The 19,033-nt window shown below is 42.5% G+C and carries 16 protein-coding genes and 1 pseudogene; 5 read left to right on the top strand and 12 right to left on the bottom strand.

Annotation, left to right across the window (positions count from 1 at the left end):
• Window positions 1-180: 180 nt before the first annotated feature.
• Window positions 181-1,941, bottom strand: coding sequence for an adenine deaminase (locus tag EEL30_08775; protein ID QDX92413.1), 1,761 nt, complete (start codon window positions 1,939-1,941; stop codon window positions 181-183).
• Window positions 1,942-2,077: 136 nt separating this feature from the next.
• Between EEL30_08775 and EEL30_08770 the strand changes: the two genes are divergently transcribed.
• Complete coding sequence (locus tag EEL30_08770) at window positions 2,078-2,593, top strand: DUF2892 domain-containing protein (GenBank protein ID QDX92412.1); 516 nt, start codon at window positions 2,078-2,080, stop codon at window positions 2,591-2,593.
• A 77-nt stretch (window positions 2,594-2,670) separates the two neighbouring features.
• Here the strand turns inward: EEL30_08770 and purD are convergent, their stop codons facing one another.
• Window positions 2,671-3,960: a phosphoribosylamine--glycine ligase gene (gene purD, locus EEL30_08765; GenBank protein ID QDX92411.1), complete on the bottom strand. Its 1,290-nt coding sequence runs from the start codon at window positions 3,958-3,960 to the stop codon at window positions 2,671-2,673.
• Between the two features lie 16 nt (window positions 3,961-3,976).
• Window positions 3,977-5,533 (bottom strand): bifunctional phosphoribosylaminoimidazolecarboxamide formyltransferase/IMP cyclohydrolase PurH, encoded by a 1,557-nt coding sequence (gene purH, locus EEL30_08760; protein QDX92410.1) that lies wholly within the window; start codon window positions 5,531-5,533, stop codon window positions 3,977-3,979.
• Between the two features lie 219 nt (window positions 5,534-5,752).
• On the opposite strand from purH, the gene EEL30_08755 reads away from it, so the two are divergent.
• Window positions 5,753-6,436 carry an oxidoreductase gene (locus EEL30_08755; GenBank protein ID QDX92409.1) on the top strand — a complete coding sequence of 228 codons (684 nt, stop codon included), beginning with the start codon at window positions 5,753-5,755 and terminating at the stop codon, window positions 6,434-6,436.
• Between the two features lie 249 nt (window positions 6,437-6,685).
• Here EEL30_08755 and EEL30_08750 read toward each other — a convergent pair whose 3' ends face one another.
• The gene (locus tag EEL30_08750) at window positions 6,686-6,895 is read right to left on the bottom strand and encodes a hypothetical protein (protein ID QDX95707.1); all 210 of its coding nucleotides are present in this window, start codon (window positions 6,893-6,895) and stop codon (window positions 6,686-6,688) included.
• A gap of 304 nt (window positions 6,896-7,199) precedes the next feature.
• On the opposite strand from EEL30_08750, the gene EEL30_08745 reads away from it, so the two are divergent.
• A complete protein-coding gene (locus EEL30_08745) occupies window positions 7,200-8,519 on the top strand; it encodes a globin-coupled sensor protein (GenBank protein QDX92408.1) in 1,320 nt (439 codons plus the stop codon).
• Window positions 8,520-8,580: 61 nt separating this feature from the next.
• Here EEL30_08745 and EEL30_08740 read toward each other — a convergent pair.
• The 8 genes and pseudogenes from EEL30_08740 to EEL30_08705 all read right to left on the bottom strand — a co-directional run bounded on the left by EEL30_08740 (window position 8,581) and on the right by EEL30_08705 (window position 16,243).
• Window positions 8,581-9,074 (bottom strand): annotated as a pseudogene (locus EEL30_08740) (hypothetical protein).
• A 216-nt stretch (window positions 9,075-9,290) separates the two neighbouring features.
• On the bottom strand, window positions 9,291-9,893 hold the full coding sequence (gene purN / locus EEL30_08735) for a phosphoribosylglycinamide formyltransferase (GenBank protein QDX92407.1): 603 nt from the start codon (window positions 9,891-9,893) through the stop codon (window positions 9,291-9,293).
• Window positions 9,890-10,933 (bottom strand): phosphoribosylformylglycinamidine cyclo-ligase, encoded by a 1,044-nt coding sequence (locus EEL30_08730; GenBank protein QDX92406.1) that lies wholly within the window; start codon window positions 10,931-10,933, stop codon window positions 9,890-9,892. The genes purN and EEL30_08730 overlap by 4 nt, the downstream gene beginning before the upstream one ends.
• A gap of 16 nt (window positions 10,934-10,949) precedes the next feature.
• Window positions 10,950-12,374 (bottom strand): amidophosphoribosyltransferase, encoded by a 1,425-nt coding sequence (locus EEL30_08725; GenBank protein ID QDX92405.1) that lies wholly within the window; start codon window positions 12,372-12,374, stop codon window positions 10,950-10,952.
• Window positions 12,359-14,599, bottom strand: coding sequence for a phosphoribosylformylglycinamidine synthase subunit PurL (gene purL / locus EEL30_08720; protein ID QDX92404.1), 2,241 nt, complete (start codon window positions 14,597-14,599; stop codon window positions 12,359-12,361). The genes EEL30_08725 and purL overlap by 16 nt, the downstream gene beginning before the upstream one ends.
• Window positions 14,580-15,272, bottom strand: coding sequence for a phosphoribosylformylglycinamidine synthase subunit PurQ (gene purQ / locus EEL30_08715; protein QDX92403.1), 693 nt, complete (start codon window positions 15,270-15,272; stop codon window positions 14,580-14,582). Before purQ ends, purL begins: the two co-directional genes overlap by 20 nt.
• Before the next feature lies 1 nt (window position 15,273).
• Window positions 15,274-15,531 (bottom strand): phosphoribosylformylglycinamidine synthase subunit PurS, encoded by a 258-nt coding sequence (purS, locus tag EEL30_08710; GenBank protein ID QDX92402.1) that lies wholly within the window; start codon window positions 15,529-15,531, stop codon window positions 15,274-15,276.
• Window positions 15,524-16,243, bottom strand: a complete 720-nt coding sequence (locus tag EEL30_08705; GenBank protein ID QDX92401.1) for a phosphoribosylaminoimidazolesuccinocarboxamide synthase — start codon at window positions 16,241-16,243, stop codon at window positions 15,524-15,526. The genes purS and EEL30_08705 overlap by 8 nt, the downstream gene beginning before the upstream one ends.
• Window positions 16,244-16,496: 253 nt before the next feature.
• Between EEL30_08705 and EEL30_08700 the strand changes: the two genes are divergently transcribed.
• Together EEL30_08700 and EEL30_08695 are read left to right on the top strand one after the other, a co-directional pair.
• Window positions 16,497-17,693 carry an iron-containing alcohol dehydrogenase gene (locus EEL30_08700; protein ID QDX92400.1) on the top strand — a complete coding sequence of 399 codons (1,197 nt, stop codon included), beginning with the start codon at window positions 16,497-16,499 and terminating at the stop codon, window positions 17,691-17,693.
• Between the two features lie 61 nt (window positions 17,694-17,754).
• Window positions 17,755-18,867 (top strand): aminopeptidase, encoded by a 1,113-nt coding sequence (locus EEL30_08695; protein QDX92399.1) that lies wholly within the window; start codon window positions 17,755-17,757, stop codon window positions 18,865-18,867.
• Window positions 18,868-19,033 lie beyond the last annotated feature (166 nt).

The raw sequence follows: 19,033 nt of genomic DNA, 5'->3' as shown, positions 1-19,033 counted from the left end.
CTGATAATCAGGTATTGTTAACAGAAAGTTATTTAACTGATTATTTTTTATTGTAAAATAAATTAGAAAATTTACAAGAAAAAAATATTTTTTATCGAAGCCCTTATACCGCTCTACTGGTACAATTTTACACATTATATCAATAAAAAGAAGGTTTATTGATAACCTATCAGAAGGTTTTTATAGAGGAATAGTAGGATATATCAGTGTACCGCTCTTCACTTCATAGATCCCCGCTTTCGTAAATCGAATGAAGGGTAAATGTGTAGCAGTAAAAAATAACAAGGAATAAATTGGATCATTGAAGCGATACCCACGCTCTTTCATCAAGGTAGTAAAACGCTCACTTTCTTCTATAACCACCTCCATCGGTTCGTCTGTCATTTTCCCCCCTATAGGTAAAGGCATATGAAAAAGCACTTCCCCTTCTTCAATAATCGCCACTCCGCCTTTTGATTTAAGTATCACCTTTAAAGCCTCTTTCATCGCTTGAGGATTACGACCTAGCACTAGAAATTCTGTCGATGCATGAAAACTAGTAGCTAGTGCTTCCAGGTCAACTGCAAAACCGCGTATAATCGCTTTTGTTAGTTTTTTCGTTTTTGGATCAATTAATACCGCAAGCATCGCATCAGGTATTTGGATGAGTTCCTCCCAATTATGCACAACAGTTGTTTCATCTAATTTACTAATGACAGCATTCATCATACAAATAACAGGAAGAGAATCTAGTGGAAAAACTAGCGTCCGCTCTGGAAATTGAAACCACTGGTCAGACACCTTATCTTCAATAGTAGGACCTGCAGAAATATACTCACTCAACTGACTTTTAGGTAAGTCCGTAACAACTTGCCCCTCCCGTACGATTATCAGACCATTTGCTATGACGATTTCTGGAGTTGGATTACTCTTTTCCGAGAGCAACAGAATATCTGCCAGGCGTCCTGGGGCAATTCCGCCTATTTCAGCATCCATACCATAATAAGTAGCAGGATTTAACGTCGCCATCACGTAAGCTTCCTCCAGAGGCATACCTGTTTCTATCGCCACTCGAATGGTATAATCCATCACCCCATTACGAAGCATCGGAGCTGTTGCTCCATCTAATGTCAACATCATACGTGACGACCAGGGTAAGTTTAATTCTAGCCATTCCGTAATCAATTTGGGCAGGTCAGGACGAATGGAGGAGTGACGAAGTGTGGCGTACATCCCCACCTGTAAACGATGCAATAGTTCTTCTGCTTTCATACTTTCATGACAAGCCCCTACCCCATGAGCGGCTGCTAGAGCTAACGTCTGATACGAGGCTCCCGGATGGTGCCCCTCTATTCGTTTGCCCAGATCAAGGGCATACCGCATTCCTTCTACCAGCTCCTCTCGCTCATCCAATATGCCTCTCCAATCCGTTAATTCTCCAGCCTGAATCACTAGCGGATGCTCCAGCATCTTCTTTATACCATCCAGTTGAAAAACACCTTCTGGATCAGGTAACGTCTGCGAATCTAATCGCGCCCAAAAAAATTGCTTCATAGGATGCTTATTTATCTCAAGTAAAAGCGGCGAGAGCTTGTCATACGGCAACAATTGAAAGAAGAACAAGCTATCACTTACCATAGTCGTAGTACCTGTTTGTAAAGCATAATCAGCTAAGGTAAACGGGTTATACCATTGAAAAGGATGGGCATGTGGTTCAATGTATCCGGGAACTACATATTTGTCTTTTGCATCAATACAAATGGTATCTTCATTCACTAGTGGTGCTTTTTCTCCCACATAAGCAATACGTTCACCCGCCAAGACTATATCCGCTTTTCTCCATGATTTTGTATACACATCTAATATTGTACCCCCAGTAATCCACATACTTGCAGCCTCATGTCCTTTTGCAGTGCGAATCATTTGTTTATAAGCCATTTCTGTCAGTTGTCTTACTCTCACTCATTTTTCTCTCCCTTCCTGTCATAGCTTCCATTATTACTTATATGGCATTCCGAATGATCCCTGCTTTCCTGCCATTTTTTCCTTGGGTGGACGATCGCTTCTCAACACAAACTAACACATGGAAGGAGAGTGGATGAGCATGAAAAAGAATGTTGGTACAGTTGATGCCTTTATTCGCATTACCGTGGGTCTAGTGGGCTTTGGATGTGCTATTAGTAAAATGTCAACTTATCGCTATGGCAGAAAACCTTATGGGCTATTATTGCTATTGTCCGCCATGAGGGTAGCAGAGGGAATTACACGCTTCTGTCCGATCCTCTTTGCATTTGGTATCAGCACACGAAAAGAGGATTTGGTGCGTCAAGCCATGGATAAATTTATTCCGACTGGTCTTTCCCTCTACAACAAAACCAGAGAAGCTGCTTCGTCGATGACAAAACGAACAACGAAGCATACCTCTTCAGAGCAAGAACATGTAAATACACAAAATGAGCAATCTCCTAGCCCTCACGCTGAGAATGAACATGAAGAGGAAATCGCTCGTAAAGCATTCGAAAGCTTCGTAAAAAGTGATCAATCAAATCAAAAACAATCTACTCATCAAGAGAAATCTCATCAAAAGAGCTCAGGTAATCATACTACTGAGTAAATACAAACAAAGGGATGAGGCCAGATAAAGGCCCCATCCCTTTTGTTTGTCATTCAGCTAGTGTTATCCTAGCTCGTCTATACTTTTTTAAAAGCTTTATCAGCAATATCTCTTCGATAATGTGCACCTGTAAAAGATATCCTTGAAACAGCTTGATAAGCCTTTTCTTTTGCTTGCTGTAAGGAATCTCCCAAAGCAGTTACCGCAAGTACTCGACCACCGCTTGTTACAAAATGATCATCTTGTTGCTTGGTGCCAGCATGAAACACGATTTCCGATTCTCCAGCTTTTTGTGAAGCCGCTACAGGGGCGTCTACACCATTGATGACAGCCCCTGTAGGATATTCGCCGGGATAACCTGGGGAAGCCATTACAACTGTTACCGCACTCTGCTTGCTCCAGGTGATGTCTAAATCGGCCAAGGTTCCATTGAGGGTAGCCATAATAATATCTATTAAATCCGTTTCCAATAAAGGTAGGACGACTTGCGTTTCTGGATCGCCTAATCTGGCATTAAATTCTACAACCTTAGGACCATCTTCTGTTAGCATTAAGCCCGTGTACAGAACCCCACGAAACGGAATACCTTCCTTTACCATAGCAGATGCCATTGGTTGAACAATGGTATCTATCATGCTTTGTATATCGGTGTCCTTTACTTGAGGAACTGGGGCATACGCACCCATTCCGCCGGTATTAGGCCCTTTATCTCCATCAAATACCGTTTTATGATCTTGAGAAGGAATCATTGGCTTAACGGTCTCTCCATCGATAAATGAGAGCAATGTTAATTCTTCTCCTCGCATGAACTCTTCGATAACGACACGATTTCCGGCTTGGCCAAACATGCTATCCTGCATGATCTGGCGAATTGCTTCTTCCGCTTCCTCTAAGGTGAAAGCCAAAATGACTCCTTTTCCTTGCGCCAAACCGTCCGCTTTAATAACGATAGGCGCTCCCTTTGCTCTTACATAAGCAAGGGCAGATTCGAAATCGAGGAAGGATTCGTATTCCGCAGTTGGAATGTCATATTTTCTCATCAGACATTTGGCAAAAGATTTGCTACCTTCCAGCTTTGCTGCTTTTGCACTGGGACCATAGATGGGCAGATTACGCAGAGAAAAGAAATCTACAATTCCGCCTAAAAGTGGATCTTCAGGGCCTACAATAGTAACATCAATTTCCTCATCTTTCGCAAACTGAGCCAGTGCCGCATAATCTGTCATCTGGATCGGAACGTTTTGCACGAAAGCAGCGGTTCCGCCATTACCCGGAGCACAGAAAATTTTCTCCACTTTTGGGCTTTGTGCCAGTTTCCACACGAGGGTGTGTTCCCTTCCCCCGCTGCCTACTACCAAAACTTTCATCCTGTTTGTCCTCCCCTTAATGTTTAAAATGACGGACACCTGTGAAAATCATGGCAATGCCATGACGATTGCACGCGTCGATCGATTCTTGGTCTCGAATAGAGCCGCCAGGTTGAATAATGGCTGTAATTCCTGCTTGAGCTGCTGCTTCAACAGTATCAGACATTGGAAAAAAAGCATCGGAAGCAAGTACCGCTCCCTTGCCTTCTTCTCCGGCTTGCGTGATGGCAATCTGAGCTGAACCTACTCGGTTCATTTGCCCAGCGCCAACACCGATCGTTTTATCTGATTTAGCTAGAACGATTGCATTAGACTTAACGTGTTTGACCACCTTCCAAGCAAACTCTAATTGAGTCAGCTCTTCTTCACTTGGTGTACGTTCAGTTACGACCATTATAGCAGTAGGGTCAAGCGCTTTGCGATCCCATTCTTGCACAAGTGCTCCACCATGCACGGAAGTGATTTGATAGGCTTGGCCTAATGCACTTTTATTCTCAGGAGAAGCTACCTCATCCATTTGAAGCAGACGCACATTTTTCTTTTCTTGTAAAATAATTAATGCTTCAGGTTCAAAACCAGGCGCCACAATTATTTCTAAAAAAACTTCTTTTAGTAAAAAAGCTGTCTCATGATCAATCGGACGATTCGCTGCCACGATCCCTCCAAAGATAGAGATAGGATCGGCATCATACGCTTTTCGATAAGCCTCGTGAATCGTTACTCCCATACCCACTCCACACGGATTGGTATGTTTGACAGCAACTACCGTTGGCTGACTAAACTCAGCTAAAATAGCTAGTGCGGCATTAGCATCGTTAATATTATTATAGGAAAGTTCTTTTCCGTGAAGTTGTTTGCAAGTAGCGATATGGCCACTAGTAGCCAAAGCCTCTCGATAAAATGCTGCTGTCTGATGCGGGTTCTCTCCATAGCGTAGTTCCTGAGTCTTTTCATACGTAACGGTAAAGCTCTCTGGCAATGGCTCGCCTGTTTGTTCACTTAAATACCGTGAAATGAGAGAATCATAGGCTGCTGTATGACGAAATACTTTTGCTGCTAGACGTTTACGGGTCTCTAGACTGGTTGCCTGTTTCTCCCGAATCTCAGTCAAAACTAGCTCATAATCATTGACGTCAACGATTACAGTAACGTATGCATGATTCTTTGCAGCAGAGCGCAGCATAGTTGGTCCACCAATATCAATGTTCTCAATCGCATCCTCATAGCTGACATCTGCTTTGGAGATCGTCTCTTTAAACGGATACAGATTAACAGCCACAATATCAATATATTCAAAACCTTGTGCCGCCATTTGCTCCACGTGCTCTTTATTATCACGAACAGCTAACAAACCGCTGTGAATGGCTGGATGCAAGGTTTTTACCCGTCCGTCCATCATTTCTGGAAACTGAGTTACTTCCGATATACCTGTTACCTTCACACCTGCATCAGCTAATAGGGTAGCTGTACCCCCAGTTGAAATGACCTCAAAACCTAGCTCGACAAGCTGGCTTGCAAATTCCACCACACCTGTTTTGTTAGATACGCTAATCAGTGCTCTCTTTTTCCCCACGGAAAGAACCTCCTGACATGTAATTGACTTGCTTAACACGAACATTTCAAGCTAATCATATTATAAACGTACGTTTTTATCAATGTTTTTACTGCTATGCTGGGCAAATTCTTTTTATTTACTTTGTAATTACTTTACTAGATGATGTTCTTTTTTTTCTGTCAAAAATAGGAGATAATAGAAACTAGGTAATAGGTCAAAAATGAAAGGATCCTTGACATGCTACAAAAGAAAACAGCCCTACTTGCAGGCGCAAGCGGACTGGTAGGAGGACATTTACTCTCTTTTTTATTAAAAGCCCCAGAGTATGAGCGCATTTATGTGATTGTACGTAAAGCCCTGCCCATCGATCATCCTAAACTAGAGCATGTTGTTCTTTCTTTTGAAAATCTTACTCAACACCGTTCTCTGTTCTCTTGTACGCATATTTATTGCTGTCTTGGCACCACTAGAAAAAAAGCAAAAAGTAAAGAACAGTTTCAGCGTGTTGATTATGAATATCCATTAACTATGGCCCGACTCGCTAAAGAACAAGGCGCTGAGAAATTCCTATTGGTTTCCGCTATTGGTGCTAATGCCAACTCTCTGTTCTTCTACAACCAAATAAAAGGTAAGATTGAACAAGACATTAAAACACTTCAACTACCTACTACCTTGTTCTTTCGCCCCTCCTTACTCCTAGGTAACCGTCATGAACATCGATTTGCCGAACATTGGGCAAGCAAGCTTTTTCCCTTGCTCTCCCCCTTTTTGATAGGTCCCTTGACTACCTATCGTGCCATTCCTGCTGAAGAGGTTGCTTATAGCATGTACCAAGCTGCTCAACAACCCGTCACGGGAAGTTATGTGTATAAATCATCTCTTATTCATGATATGGCCCAATCTCGTTACCCTAAATCGTGACAAACACCGCGTATACATGCCTAGTCCCCCATGTTGTATCCAAACATAAACTGATTAAGGTTAACAGAGAGGGGGAAGTGTTATGGCAATTACGTTTGATTTACTGGAAGGTCTTGATATTTCATCAGAAGATTTAGCTATTTGGGCTGCTGTACTTTCCATTATTAGTTCTTTACTAGCCTTCCTTGCCCTTTTAAAGGAGAAACATGATAAGGAGTCAAAAAAATGCTAACAGGTTTTTTCTTACCATCAGAAGATCATTGTTATCGCCTTTGTTTTCCATTCAAACAGATGAATGGTTGCATAAATACTCAGCCATCCGAGAAACAGATAAAGGATTCGTTGGTTTCTTGGATATGTGTTTTTTACATTCATGATAAAAATAGCCCCACCTACAACACCGATGGTAAACCAGGCCACTTGAATAGAAGGTATCATTCCCCCAGCTTTATTCCACATCAGCATCCATATCAGTGTGGCAACAAAATAGGAAGTTACAAATCGCCAAAATGAGTTCACTATTCTCACCTCACGACTACTTGACATTCTTATTATCAAAAAAAATACTGAAACTGTATAAACACCTTACTTTTTACAAAAAAGGTACCGATATAACTAGGGAATATGTTCTTTTTATATAGGTACTTCTAAAAATCAGCATGATAGGAGTCACCTATTTTACAATATGTGTATTACAATAAAAAGAGATTGCAACGGACAATCAAATCAAAAACTGCTGTCTCATTATTCCGGGGGGTATTTCATGTGTGCAAAGCCTTTTTCCGCATTTTTTGGTTCTAGCCATAATAAGAAAGCGTTCTCACTAGATGAGCGCGCGCAAGCTGAACATGTATCTCTAACCGTGTCAAAACATTCCGATGTCATGAAACAATTGGAAATGATTCAACTTTCCGAAACTGATCTTCGCATTGCCCGATGTCTCCAGCCACTTATCGAACAGCACATTGATGAAATGGTTAATCAATTTTATAAAAATCTGAATCACGAACCTTCCTTGATAGTCATCATCGAACGCCACAGTTCCATTGACCGCTTAAAATCAACACTGCGTACTCATATTTTACAATTGTTTAACGGTATCATTGATGAAAATTTCATACAACAACGTAAGAGAATTGCCTTAGCTCACGTAAAAATCGGTCTTTTACCGAAATGGTATCTATGCGCTTTTCAAGATTTATCAATCTCGTTGTTCAATATATTAGACACTCATTTGGAAAGTAAATCTGATTATCATCAATCCGTAATAGCGATTACTAAATTGTTAAATATTGAGCAACAAATTGTATTGGAAGCTTACCAAGATGAAATAAACCGTCTACGTGGTTTAGAAGAGGACAAAAAAGTAATTGTTCGTGAAAAAGTCAACCAATCTGCTCAGGAGCTAGCTGCTATCTCTGAAGAAACCAGTGCTGCTATCCAAGAGCTAAGTGCTCAAGCTGGTGAATTCGTAGTTCACGCCAAAAAAGGGACAGCTTCCTCCAACGAGGCACAAAACTTGTCTGTAGAGGGTACTGACAAGCTTGACGAGCAAGTTCATCAATTTGACCAGCTTCAGTCTAGTATGCAAGAAATCTCAGTTGAAATGAAATCGCTAGAAGATACCTCAAATCAGATTCGTGGAATCGTCAGTGTAGTAACTGGTATTGCTGAACAAACCAACCTCCTTGCTTTAAACGCAGCCATCGAGGCAGCTCGTGCTGGTGAACAAGGGAGAGGCTTCGCCGTAGTTGCAGATGAAGTGCGTAAACTTGCTGAGCAAACAAAAAAGTCCGTCTCTGGTGTGACTCAATTAATTGAAAAAACAAATAATCAAACATCCAGAGTTTCTTCGCTACTCGACCGTGTAGAAGAATTGATTACTTCCTCTACGTCTTCGATGAGCGAAATTACCTGCTTTTTTGCTAACATCCAAAAAGCTGTTAGTATCAGCAAGGAACGTAGTAATCTCATTGAACAAGAGCTTGTCACTTTTTCACGCGTAATTGAAGAAATGAATCAGGCTGTTTCTCATGTAGCACATTCAGCAGAGAACCTATCTGAGGTAATGGATACGTTATAGGTCCCTTATTTCTATGAATAAACCGTACCTCCCCTAAAGTGGGCTGTACGGTTTTCTTATGTTAGACACGCTTCTTTTTTCGCTTTTTGCTACTTAGCCTTTTTATACTATTATAGAGGCTACCTGACCTTTCCCTTCCACTTTTATGCAAAGAAACCTTAACAGCCCCCCTTTGTTTTTTTTACTCGCTTTATTCACTTTGCCTGTTTTACTTTTTTTACTCGTTTTATTCACTTTGCCTGTTTTACTTTTTTTACTCGTTTTGTTTGTTTTGTTAGGTCTACTACATTCAGCAGGTTCTTCTTCCACAGGTTGTTGTAGCACTTGATTTTTAATTCCCGTATAATCCTTGTTTTTCACCTTATTCATGACCTGATCCCGTGCCTCTTGGGACACGTTCAAGCCCATGTCAGATATCTCATTTAGCACTGAATTTATATTTTGACTATTTACTTCAGGTAGCTTTTGCGCCAAACGATATATGTCATGAATGCTCCACTCTCTGCCTGTTCGCTCACTAAGCTTGCTCAGCAAATTGGATACGATATCCGCCATTTTCAGTCGTTCGCCTCCTTGTGTGCGTGCCCACTTGCTTTATCGTATGAAAAAAGCAAGCAGTTGGTGAGTGGGAAACTCGTGAAAAGAATCTTTTGAGTGGCTTGTTTAGGTGTTGCTAAAAACAACACTATACGAGGTTAATGCAAAAAAGCGCTTCCTCCATTCTGAAGGAGAACGCTATAAATATGTTGACATACCGAGATGCTCCGCTAGCTAGATTAGATGTCCGTTGCCTTCCACATCTATCTGTGCTGTTTTGCTAATATGTTGTAGTACACGAATTAACAGCTGGTGCTCTACTGCGTGTATCTTTTGTTCCAAGCTCTCTTTCGTATCTTTCTCATGAACAAAGACGACTTCCTGGTCAATGATGGGACCTGTGTCCATCCCTTCATCCACATAATGAACAGTAACGCCCATCACTTTTACCCCATACTCCCAAGCTTGCCTAATAGCGTTTTTACCTGGGAATGCTGGTAATAGAGATGGATGCAGGTTAATCATGCGACCCTGATAACCTGTAAGCAACACGTTCCCTATCAAGCGCATGTAACCAGCTAGTACAATAAAATCAATTTTTAGGTGCTTCAATTGAGCTAGAATCTCTTGTTCAAATGCATCCTTAGACGAATACTCTTTGGCTGAAAACAAGAAAACAGGGATTCCTAAACGCTCTGCTCGCTCAATCGCATATGCTTTAGCCTGATCGCACACTAGCAAGGCTACCTCTAATGAAGGAAGACGTCCATCTCGAGTTGCTTGCACGATTGTTTCAAAATTAGAACCACTCCCCGAAGCAAACACCGCTATCCTCATCGGTGCGCCTCCTCCACATACACAACCCCTCGATCTCCTTGTTGCACAACACCAATCGGGTAGGCTTTTTCTCCTGCCACCTGGAGCATTTCTAATACGTTCCTAGCATCTTTCTTAGCCACTGCAAGCACCATTCCAATCCCCATGTTAAAGGTAAGGAACATATCCTGCTGACTGATATTTCCTGTCTTTTCAATCAATTCGAAAATCGGTAATACAGGCCAACTGCCTAACGTAATAGAAGCTTGCATCCCCTCAGGAAGCATCCGCGGAATGTTCTCCGTGAATCCACCCCCTGTAATATGTGCCATTCCTTTTACTTCTATCTGTTTTAACAAGGATATAATCGGTTTGACATAAATCTTTGTGGGAGTGAGTAATTCTTCACCCAGCTTTTTTTCAAGGCCTTCTACATGTTCATGCAAAGAGAAGCCAGCATCTTGCAACAATACTTTTCGTACCAAAGAAAATCCATTGCTGTGAACACCACTAGAAGAAATACCGATCAGAACGTCTCCCGCTTGGATCTTACTGCCGTCAATCATTTTCGATTCCTCAACAACACCTACCGTAAAGCCCGCGATATCATACTCGCCATCTGCATACATACCAGGCATTTCTGCCGTTTCGCCACCAATAAGGGCACAGCCTGCTTGCTCACAGCCGTCCGCAATCCCCTTAATAATGGATTCCATCTTAGTAGGGATTACCTTGTCACACGCAACATAATCCAGGAAAAATAAAGGCTCTGCACCCTGCACCACAACATCATTGACACACATTGCTACTGCATCAACACCGATTGTATCATGTTGATCCATATGAAAAGCGAGCTTTAACTTAGTCCCAACTCCATCAGTTCCAGATACGAGCACGGGCTGTTTGTACTCTGCTACATTTAAGCGAAACAAGGCACCAAATCCACCTAGTCCACTCATCACTTCAGGTCGAAGCGTACGTGTAACATGCTTTTTCATTCGCTCAACCGCTTCATTACCGGCAGCGATGTCGACACCAGCTTCTTTATATGCTTGACTCATCTGCAATCGCTCCCTTCTAGCATTTCGTGATTGGTAAGGCTTCTTCAAAGTTAACCTCTGTCGGGTAATTCCCTGTAAAGCAAGCCAGACAGTGCCCTCGATCTGGTGCGTTATTACTGTCTATACGCCCAATTGCATCAATCATGCCTTGTGGTGTCATGAAGATAAGAGAATCAGCACCAATGTAGCTACGAATCTCTTCAACCGATTTATTAGAAGCGATTAATTCATCAAAAGATGATGTATCGATTCCATAAAAACACGGATTTTTCACTGGTGGAGAACTGATTCGAACATGTACTTCAGTAGCTCCCGCATCTCGTAGCATTTGTACAATGCGGCTACTAGTCGTTCCTCGCACGATTGAATCATCAATCATGATCACACGCTTACCTTCTACAACTTTGCGAACTACCGACAGTTTCATGTGTACTCCGCGCTCGCGCAATTCTTGAGAAGGCTGAATGAAGGTGCGACCAACATATCGGTTTTTAATAAAACCAATCTCATATGGAATACCTGTCGCTTCAGCAAAACCAATCGCTGCTGACGTACTTGAATCTGGCACACCAATTACTACATCGCCTTCTGCTGGCGCTTCATAAGCCAATTGTATTCCTAGTCGTTTACGAGCCATGTGTACATTAATACCATCAATGTCGCTATCCGGTCGAGCAAAGTAAATATATTCAAAAGTACAAAGCGTACGATTTATTTTCGGTGCAAATCGGTGGGATTGGATACCATGCTGATCAATAACCAATAACTCACCTGGTTCGATCTCACGCCAGTAAGAACCTCCCACGATATCAAAGGCACAGGTTTCTGAAGCAACCACGATTGCATCCCCCAATGTGCCAAGCGATAGTGGTCGTAATCCATTCGGATCAAGTGCCACGATTAACTGGTCCTCGTTCATTACCAAGAGGGCATATGCACCTTTAATCTCTTGCAAGGCTTCCTTGACAGCGGAAGGTAAATCCTTTTTCGATGAACGGGCAATAAGATGCGCAATCACTTCTGTATCGCTGGTTGTTTGAAAAATAGAGCCTTTTTTCTCCAGCTCTTTGCGGATAACACCTGCGTTTACTAGATTCCCATTGTGAGCTACTGCCATACTACCTTGTGCATAATTAAAAAACAGCGGTTGTGCATTCTCAATCTTACTTGATCCTTGTGTAGTATAACGTGTGTGTCCAATGGCTAGATGCCCTTGAAACTTAGCTAGTTCTCCTTTGCCAAATGCTTCACTTACCAATCCCATCCCACGATGCTTATACCATTTTTCTCCATCAGAGGAACAAATCCCAGCGCTTTCCTGGCCACGGTGCTGGAGAGCATGCAGCCCCATATATGTAAGCGGGGCTGCCTCCTTGTGATTGTATATTCCAAAAACACCGCACTCTTCATTTAGCTTATCCCAGATTATTGGATCAAACATGGTATCGCATCCTTCCATGCTGATTTTAGGCGAGTAAGTGGTGCGTTCACGATTTCTTTGCCTTGATGTGTGATAACCAATTGATCCAATCCTGTTGTACCAAGTACTTGGCAGGCTACTCCCTGTTCTTCTGCTAACCGTTTAATCTGGTTAACATGGTCTTGAGTTGTACTTACTAGAATACGTGATTGTGACTCACTAAATAGTGCTAGATCAGCACGTAAGTCATCAGATAGTTCAATCGTTGCGCCAATCGCTTTCCCAAAACAACTCTCAGCAATAGCTACAGCCAATCCACCCTCTGCCAAGTCATGAGCCGATTGTACATATCCTGCGCGAATCGCAGACAGAACTACTTTTTGAACACTTGCTTCTTTTTCCAAATTAATTTGTGGAGGACGACCAGAGATTGTACCTGTCAGTAGCTTTTGATACTCAGATCCACCTACTTCTGCACAAGTTTCTCCTATCAACAGAATGATGTCTCCCTCTTGTTTAAAATCTTGTGTCGTAATATGGTCCACATCCGTAATGAGACCAACCATTCCTACTACCGGTGTTGGATAAATTGCCTCACCACTACGTTCGTTATAGAGCGAAACATTTCCCCCAATAACAGGTGTAGACAGTGCGTTACAGGCAGCACTCATACCGTCTACCGCTTTTTCAAATTGCCAGAAGACCTCTGGTTTTTCTGGATTCCCAAAGTTCAAACAATCAGTGATAGCTAATGGCTCAGCTCCCGAACAAACCACATTACGTGCAGACTCGGCAACCGCTATTGCTCCACCAACTTCTGGGTCAAGGTAAACATACCGGCCATTGCAATCCGTACTCATAGCCAAAGCCTTACGAGTTCCGCGAATCATCACGACCGCCGCGTCAGAACCTGGTGTTACAGCAGTTGAAGCACGAACAATGTGATCATATTGTTCATATACCCACGCTTTGTTGGCAATCGTCGGCTGTGACAGCAATTCAACAAGTGTCTGATTTAGATCAGCAGGAATATCCAAGTCTGTAGAATCTACATTTGCATTCTGTTCATAATAAGCAGGTACCTTTGATGGCTTATGATATACAGGTGCATCTTCTGCCAAGCTATCTACTGGAACATTTGCAACTAATTCCCCATGATGCAGCAAGCGCAACATGCCATCATCAGTTACACGCCCAATTTCTGCGGAATAGAGACCCCATTTTTCAAAAATGGCCTGAACTTCTGATTCTCTGCCTTTTTCTACTACTACCAACATGCGCTCTTGTGATTCAGACAGCATCATTTCATAAGCACTCATGCCTTTTTCACGTTGAGGTACTAAATCTAAATTCATTTCAATCCCGTTACCCGCTTTGGAAGCCATTTCTGCGCTCGATGAGGTAAGTCCCGCTGCTCCCATATCTTGAATGCCTGTTACCGCACCTGTCTCAATTAACTCTAAGCATGCTTCTAATAACAATTTTTCCATAAAAGGATCGCCAACTTGCACGGCAGGACGTTTTTTCTCTGACTCTTCACTCAGCTCTTCCGATGCAAATGTAGCTCCATGAATGCCATCTCGACCAGTGCTCGCTCCCACATAAATGACAGGGTTACCAATTCCTTTAGCTACACCTTTTTGAATCTTGTCATGATCAATCAATCCCACACACATGGCATTTACAAGTGGATTACCTTCATAGGTCGGATCAAAACTGATCTCGCCCCCTACAGTAGGAATTCCAATACAGTTTCCGTAACCTGCGATTCCAGCCACAACATTTTTAAACAAATAAGTAACCCGAGGTGTTTTTAATTCCCCGAAACGTAAGGAGTTCAACAACGCTACCGGACGAGCTCCCATCGAGAATACGTCTCGAATAATACCACCTACACCCGTTGCTGCCCCTTGATAAGGCTCAATAGCTGATGGATGATTATGACTCTCGATTTTAAAAACAACGGCTTGATTATCACCGATATCAACAATACCCGCACCTTCACCTGGTCCCTGCAATACACGTGGGCCTTTGGTCGGAAAACGGCGAAGCACCGGTTTGGAATTTTTATAAGAACAATGCTCAGACCACATTACGCTATACAGACCAATCTCTGTCCAGTTCGGCTGTCTCTCTAGCAAGCGGACGACGCTTTGATATTCTCCATCGGTTAAACCTAGTTCACGGTATAGACGCTCTTCTGCAATACGGGTAGCTGATGGTTCGTTATGCGTAAGTTGTGACACCGTTTTTTTCCCTCCAGGCAGTCAGAATTGAGGTAAACATGGTACGACCGTCGGCTGATGTCATCCAGCTATGCACGGCACGTTCTGGATGTGGCATCATGCCAAGTACATTTCCGCGTTCATTCGTAATCCCTGCAATATCATCCAAGGAGCCGTTTGGATTCTCTCCATCGTAGCGAAATACAATCTGTCCGTTCTGTTGCATGTTTCGTAACGTTTTCTCCTCACAGAAATAGTTACCCTCTCCGTGAGCAATCGGGATTTCAATTCGTTCCCCTTTGGCAAACGCGTTTGTAAAAGGAGTCTGATTATTTTCCACACGTAATGTGGACAATTTACAGCGATAAGTAAGTGACGTATTACGCAACATAGCTCCCGGTAACAATCCTGTTTCTAGCAGGATTTGAAAACCGTTGCATACCCCCATAATTAATTTACCTTCCTGTGCCGCTTTGACCACTTGCTCCATAACCGGGGAGAAACGAGCTACTGCACCACAGCGCAAGTAATCCCCGTAGGAGAATCCTCCTGGTAAAAGAATTACGTCGTAAGCTGACAAATCTGTTTCTGAGTGCCACACGTAATCAACAGGCACCTGCATGCAATCTTCTACGGCGTTATACATATCCACATCTGCATTGGAACCGGGAAATACGATAACAGCTACTCTCATCTTATCCCTCCACCAGTTCTACTAGCTCGTAGCGGTATTCTTCAATGACGGTATTAGCCAACAGCTTTTCGCACATTTCTTTCACTTGCTCTTCAGCTACTTGTCGATCTTTTGTATCTAGCGTTAATTCGATATATTTTCCGATGCGAGCATCTTTTACTTGTTGAAAGCCTAATGTGTGAAGAGCTCCCTGTACCGCATGACCTTGAGGGTCCAGTACGCTCTCACGCAAGGTGACATAGATAACAGCTTTACACATGAACTTCTCCTCCCAATCGTTTCAGCATTTCTTGATAGGCCTCTTCTACGTTTCCTAAGTTACGGCGAAAACGATCCTTGTCCAGCTTTTCCATCGTCTCTGCATCCCAGAAACGGCAGGTATCCGGCGATATCTCGTCTGCTAACAGTACCTCTCCATCCGATGTACGACCGAATTCTAATTTAAAATCAACGACAAGCACATCTCTTGCACGCATATATGCTTGTAAAAAATCATTCACTTGCAAAGCCGTATCTCGAATTACCGCTACTTCTTGTTCTGTGGCAATTTTTAAAATGGCAATGTGATCGTTGTTAATGAGCGGATCTCCCAGTTCATCACTTTTGTAATAAAATTCTATGATGGGTTCATCTAATTCTACGCCCTCAGCCCAACCCAAACGCTTGGCTAAGGACCCGGCAGCAATGTTACGCACAACCACTTCTAACGGGATAATGTCGACCTTTTTAACCAATTGCTCCGTTTCAGATAACAGGCGGATAAAATGATTGGCAATGCCTTTTTCAGTTAACGCCTTAAACAAAATCGCGCTAATCTGATTATTCCATCTACCCTTATTAAAAATTGTCCCCTTCTTCTCGCCATTAAAGGCAGTGGCGTCATCCTTGTAAGCCACCCAATACACATCTGGTTCTGAAGTAAGATAAACCTGCTTTGCTTTTCCTTCATATAGCTGCTCGCGCTTTTCCAAGAAAAATTCTCCTCCCGCTACAAGCTTTATGCGTGTTTTAGTCAACAAATCATCTTCACTTTGATTAAAACATAAATTAAACGGATAATCAACGAATATTATACAGTATATATTCGACAATTGTTCGTATTTTAATGATTACACTTCTTCTTCGATTGCAAAAAAGCCATTGTGGTACAATATAGACACGATTTATGTTCGGATTTTCTTTCGGACACGAAACTGTTTTCTAATGAAAAGAGGCGATGGTACCATGTACCCTTTCCAGGTTCAATTTCCTACTCACATCTACTTCGGAGTTGGTGAGCTTGCGCGTGTTGGTACAGAGGCACGAGCATTGGGAACAAAAGCTTTGTTGGTAACAGGCGGACAATCAGCCAAAACAACAGGACTATTAACAAAGGTAGAAAAGTTACTACAAGATGCAAAGCTACCTTACCAATTATTTGATCAGGTGGAACCAAATCCACGCACTTGCACGGTAGACCGCGGTGGACAGCTTGCCCGCGAAACGAAATGTGATTTTGTCATTGCGCTTGGTGGAGGTTCTGTCATGGATGCAGCTAAAGCAATCGCTACCGTAGCTCTGTCGGGTCGATCTAGTTATGAATATTTGCGTGGTAATCCTCAGAACACAGCAAAAGAACTGGTCCCTGTAATTGAAGCTTTGCCATTAATGACGATTCCCACAGTAGCTGCTACAGGTTCTGAAGCTAACAATATCACCGTGCTAACTCATTGGGAGACCCATGAAAAAAGCTCCTTCTCAGGCCCAGCCCTATTTCCTAAAGTAGCTATCCTTGATCCATCTCTAACCTACACGGTGCCGGCGCGGGTTACAGCTGAGTCTTCCGCAGATATCTTTTCGCATTTATTTGAAGAGTATTTGGTCGGTCCTAATAACGCTCATGTACAAGATGGTGTCACAGAAGCATTAATTCGTTTAGTCGTTCAGTATTCAACTGTTGCTATAGATGAACCCCATAACGAAGAAGCGCGCTCCACGTTATTGTGGGCAAGCACGCTTGGTATTTCCCCGTTTGCACGTGCGGGCAGAAATGCAGGGTATCCACTACACAAGATCGAACATTCTTTAAGCGGACATTTCGATATCTCCCATGGTCGTGGACTTGCTATCCTCTCCTTGCCATATTTCGAACAGTTTGTAGCGATAGATCGCCCTGAGAGACTGGCACGCTTAGGACGTCAGTGTTTCCAAGTGACAGCCGAATCTGATCACGAGGCCGCACAAGCTACCATTCAATCCGTTGCTAATTGGTATCAACAGATGGGAATTACTCAGCGCCTGTCCGACTTTGGTATTTCTCGTGAGGATCTGCCACGTCTGGCTCACGAAGCGATTCGTACCGGTGGGGGCGTAGACCACATTCCAAGTACAAGAGCGTTATCAGTTGATGACGTCCTTCACATCTATGAGGCTTGCTTCTAGGAATGACTCATCTTTGATTATATATTCATGTCATACATATTATACAAAGAGGTGTTGAAGCATGGATTCACGCATTAATGAACTTGCAAGCCGATTAATACACTACTCTCTGAATTTACAAAAAGGGGAAAAAGTCTTAATCGAAAATATCGGGTTACAACCCGCTTTGGTAAAAGCACTGGTTCGTGAAGCTTTTGCAGTAGGGGCTCTTCCTGTTGTCACTGTAAAAGATCAGGAAATCATGCGCTCCATGATTATGGGCTCTAGCGAAGAACACATGGCGCTCTTTGCTAAACATGAACTAGCTCGCATGGAAGATATGGACGCGTACATTGGAGTGCGCGCCTATGAAAATGTAAACGAGTACTCTGATATTCCAGAAGAAAAAATGGGGCTTTATTCTCGTGTATATTACAGTACCGTTCATCTCAAAGAGCGTGTTCCTAACAAACGTTGGGTCGTGCTTCGTTATCCAAACAAAGCAATGGCACAAGCTGCTAATATGAGCTTAGAAGGTTTTGAAGACTTCTACTTCTCAGTCTGCAACCTGGACTATGCCAAAATGTCTAAAGCAATGGACCCGCTAGTTGAATTGATGAACAAAACAGATCGTGTACGCATTGTAGGTCCACAAACTGATCTACGATTCTCTATTAAAGGAATACCAACTATCAAATGCGATGGTAAAGCAAATATTCCTGATGGCGAGTGCTACACTTCTCCTGTGCGTGATTCCGTAGAAGGTACTGTCTATTACAATGCAAAAACCAACTACCATAGTACAACCTTTACAGACGTGAAGCTTACGTTTAAAGAAGGTAAAATTGTTGAAGCTACAAGTAGTAATACAGCATTGCTAAATACGATTTTAGATACAGATGAAGGTGCCCGTTATATCGGTGAATTTGCAATTGGATTTAACCCGCATATCTTACAGCCAATGGGCGACATCTTATTCGATGAAAAAATCGCAGGAAGCTTCCACTTTACACCTGGTAATGCCTACGATATCGCTGACAATGGTAACCGCTCTTCTATCCACTGGGATTTGGTGCAAATCCAACGTCCTGAATATGGTGGCGGCGAAATCTGGTTCGATGATGTATTGATCCGTAAAGATGGTATATTCGTCTTGCCAGAACTAAAAGGATTGAATCCTGAGAATTTGGTGTAATGACAAGCTTAATAGATATATAACATGCAAAATGGCGTGTAAACTGACATCAGTTTTTACACGCCATTTTGCATGTTATATCCACTGGAAAGTGATTACATGGAAAGTATTTTTTAAAGAACTTCCATAGCTAGATTTTTCTGACCAATAGACTTTCATAGAATGT

It is taken from the genome of Brevibacillus laterosporus, assembly GCA_007833815.1.
Taxonomy (GTDB): domain Bacteria; phylum Bacillota; class Bacilli; order Brevibacillales; family Brevibacillaceae; genus Brevibacillus_B; species Brevibacillus_B laterosporus_D.
Note: the sequence above shows the minus strand (reverse complement) of the source record. Positions and strands in the feature narration are given on the sequence as shown.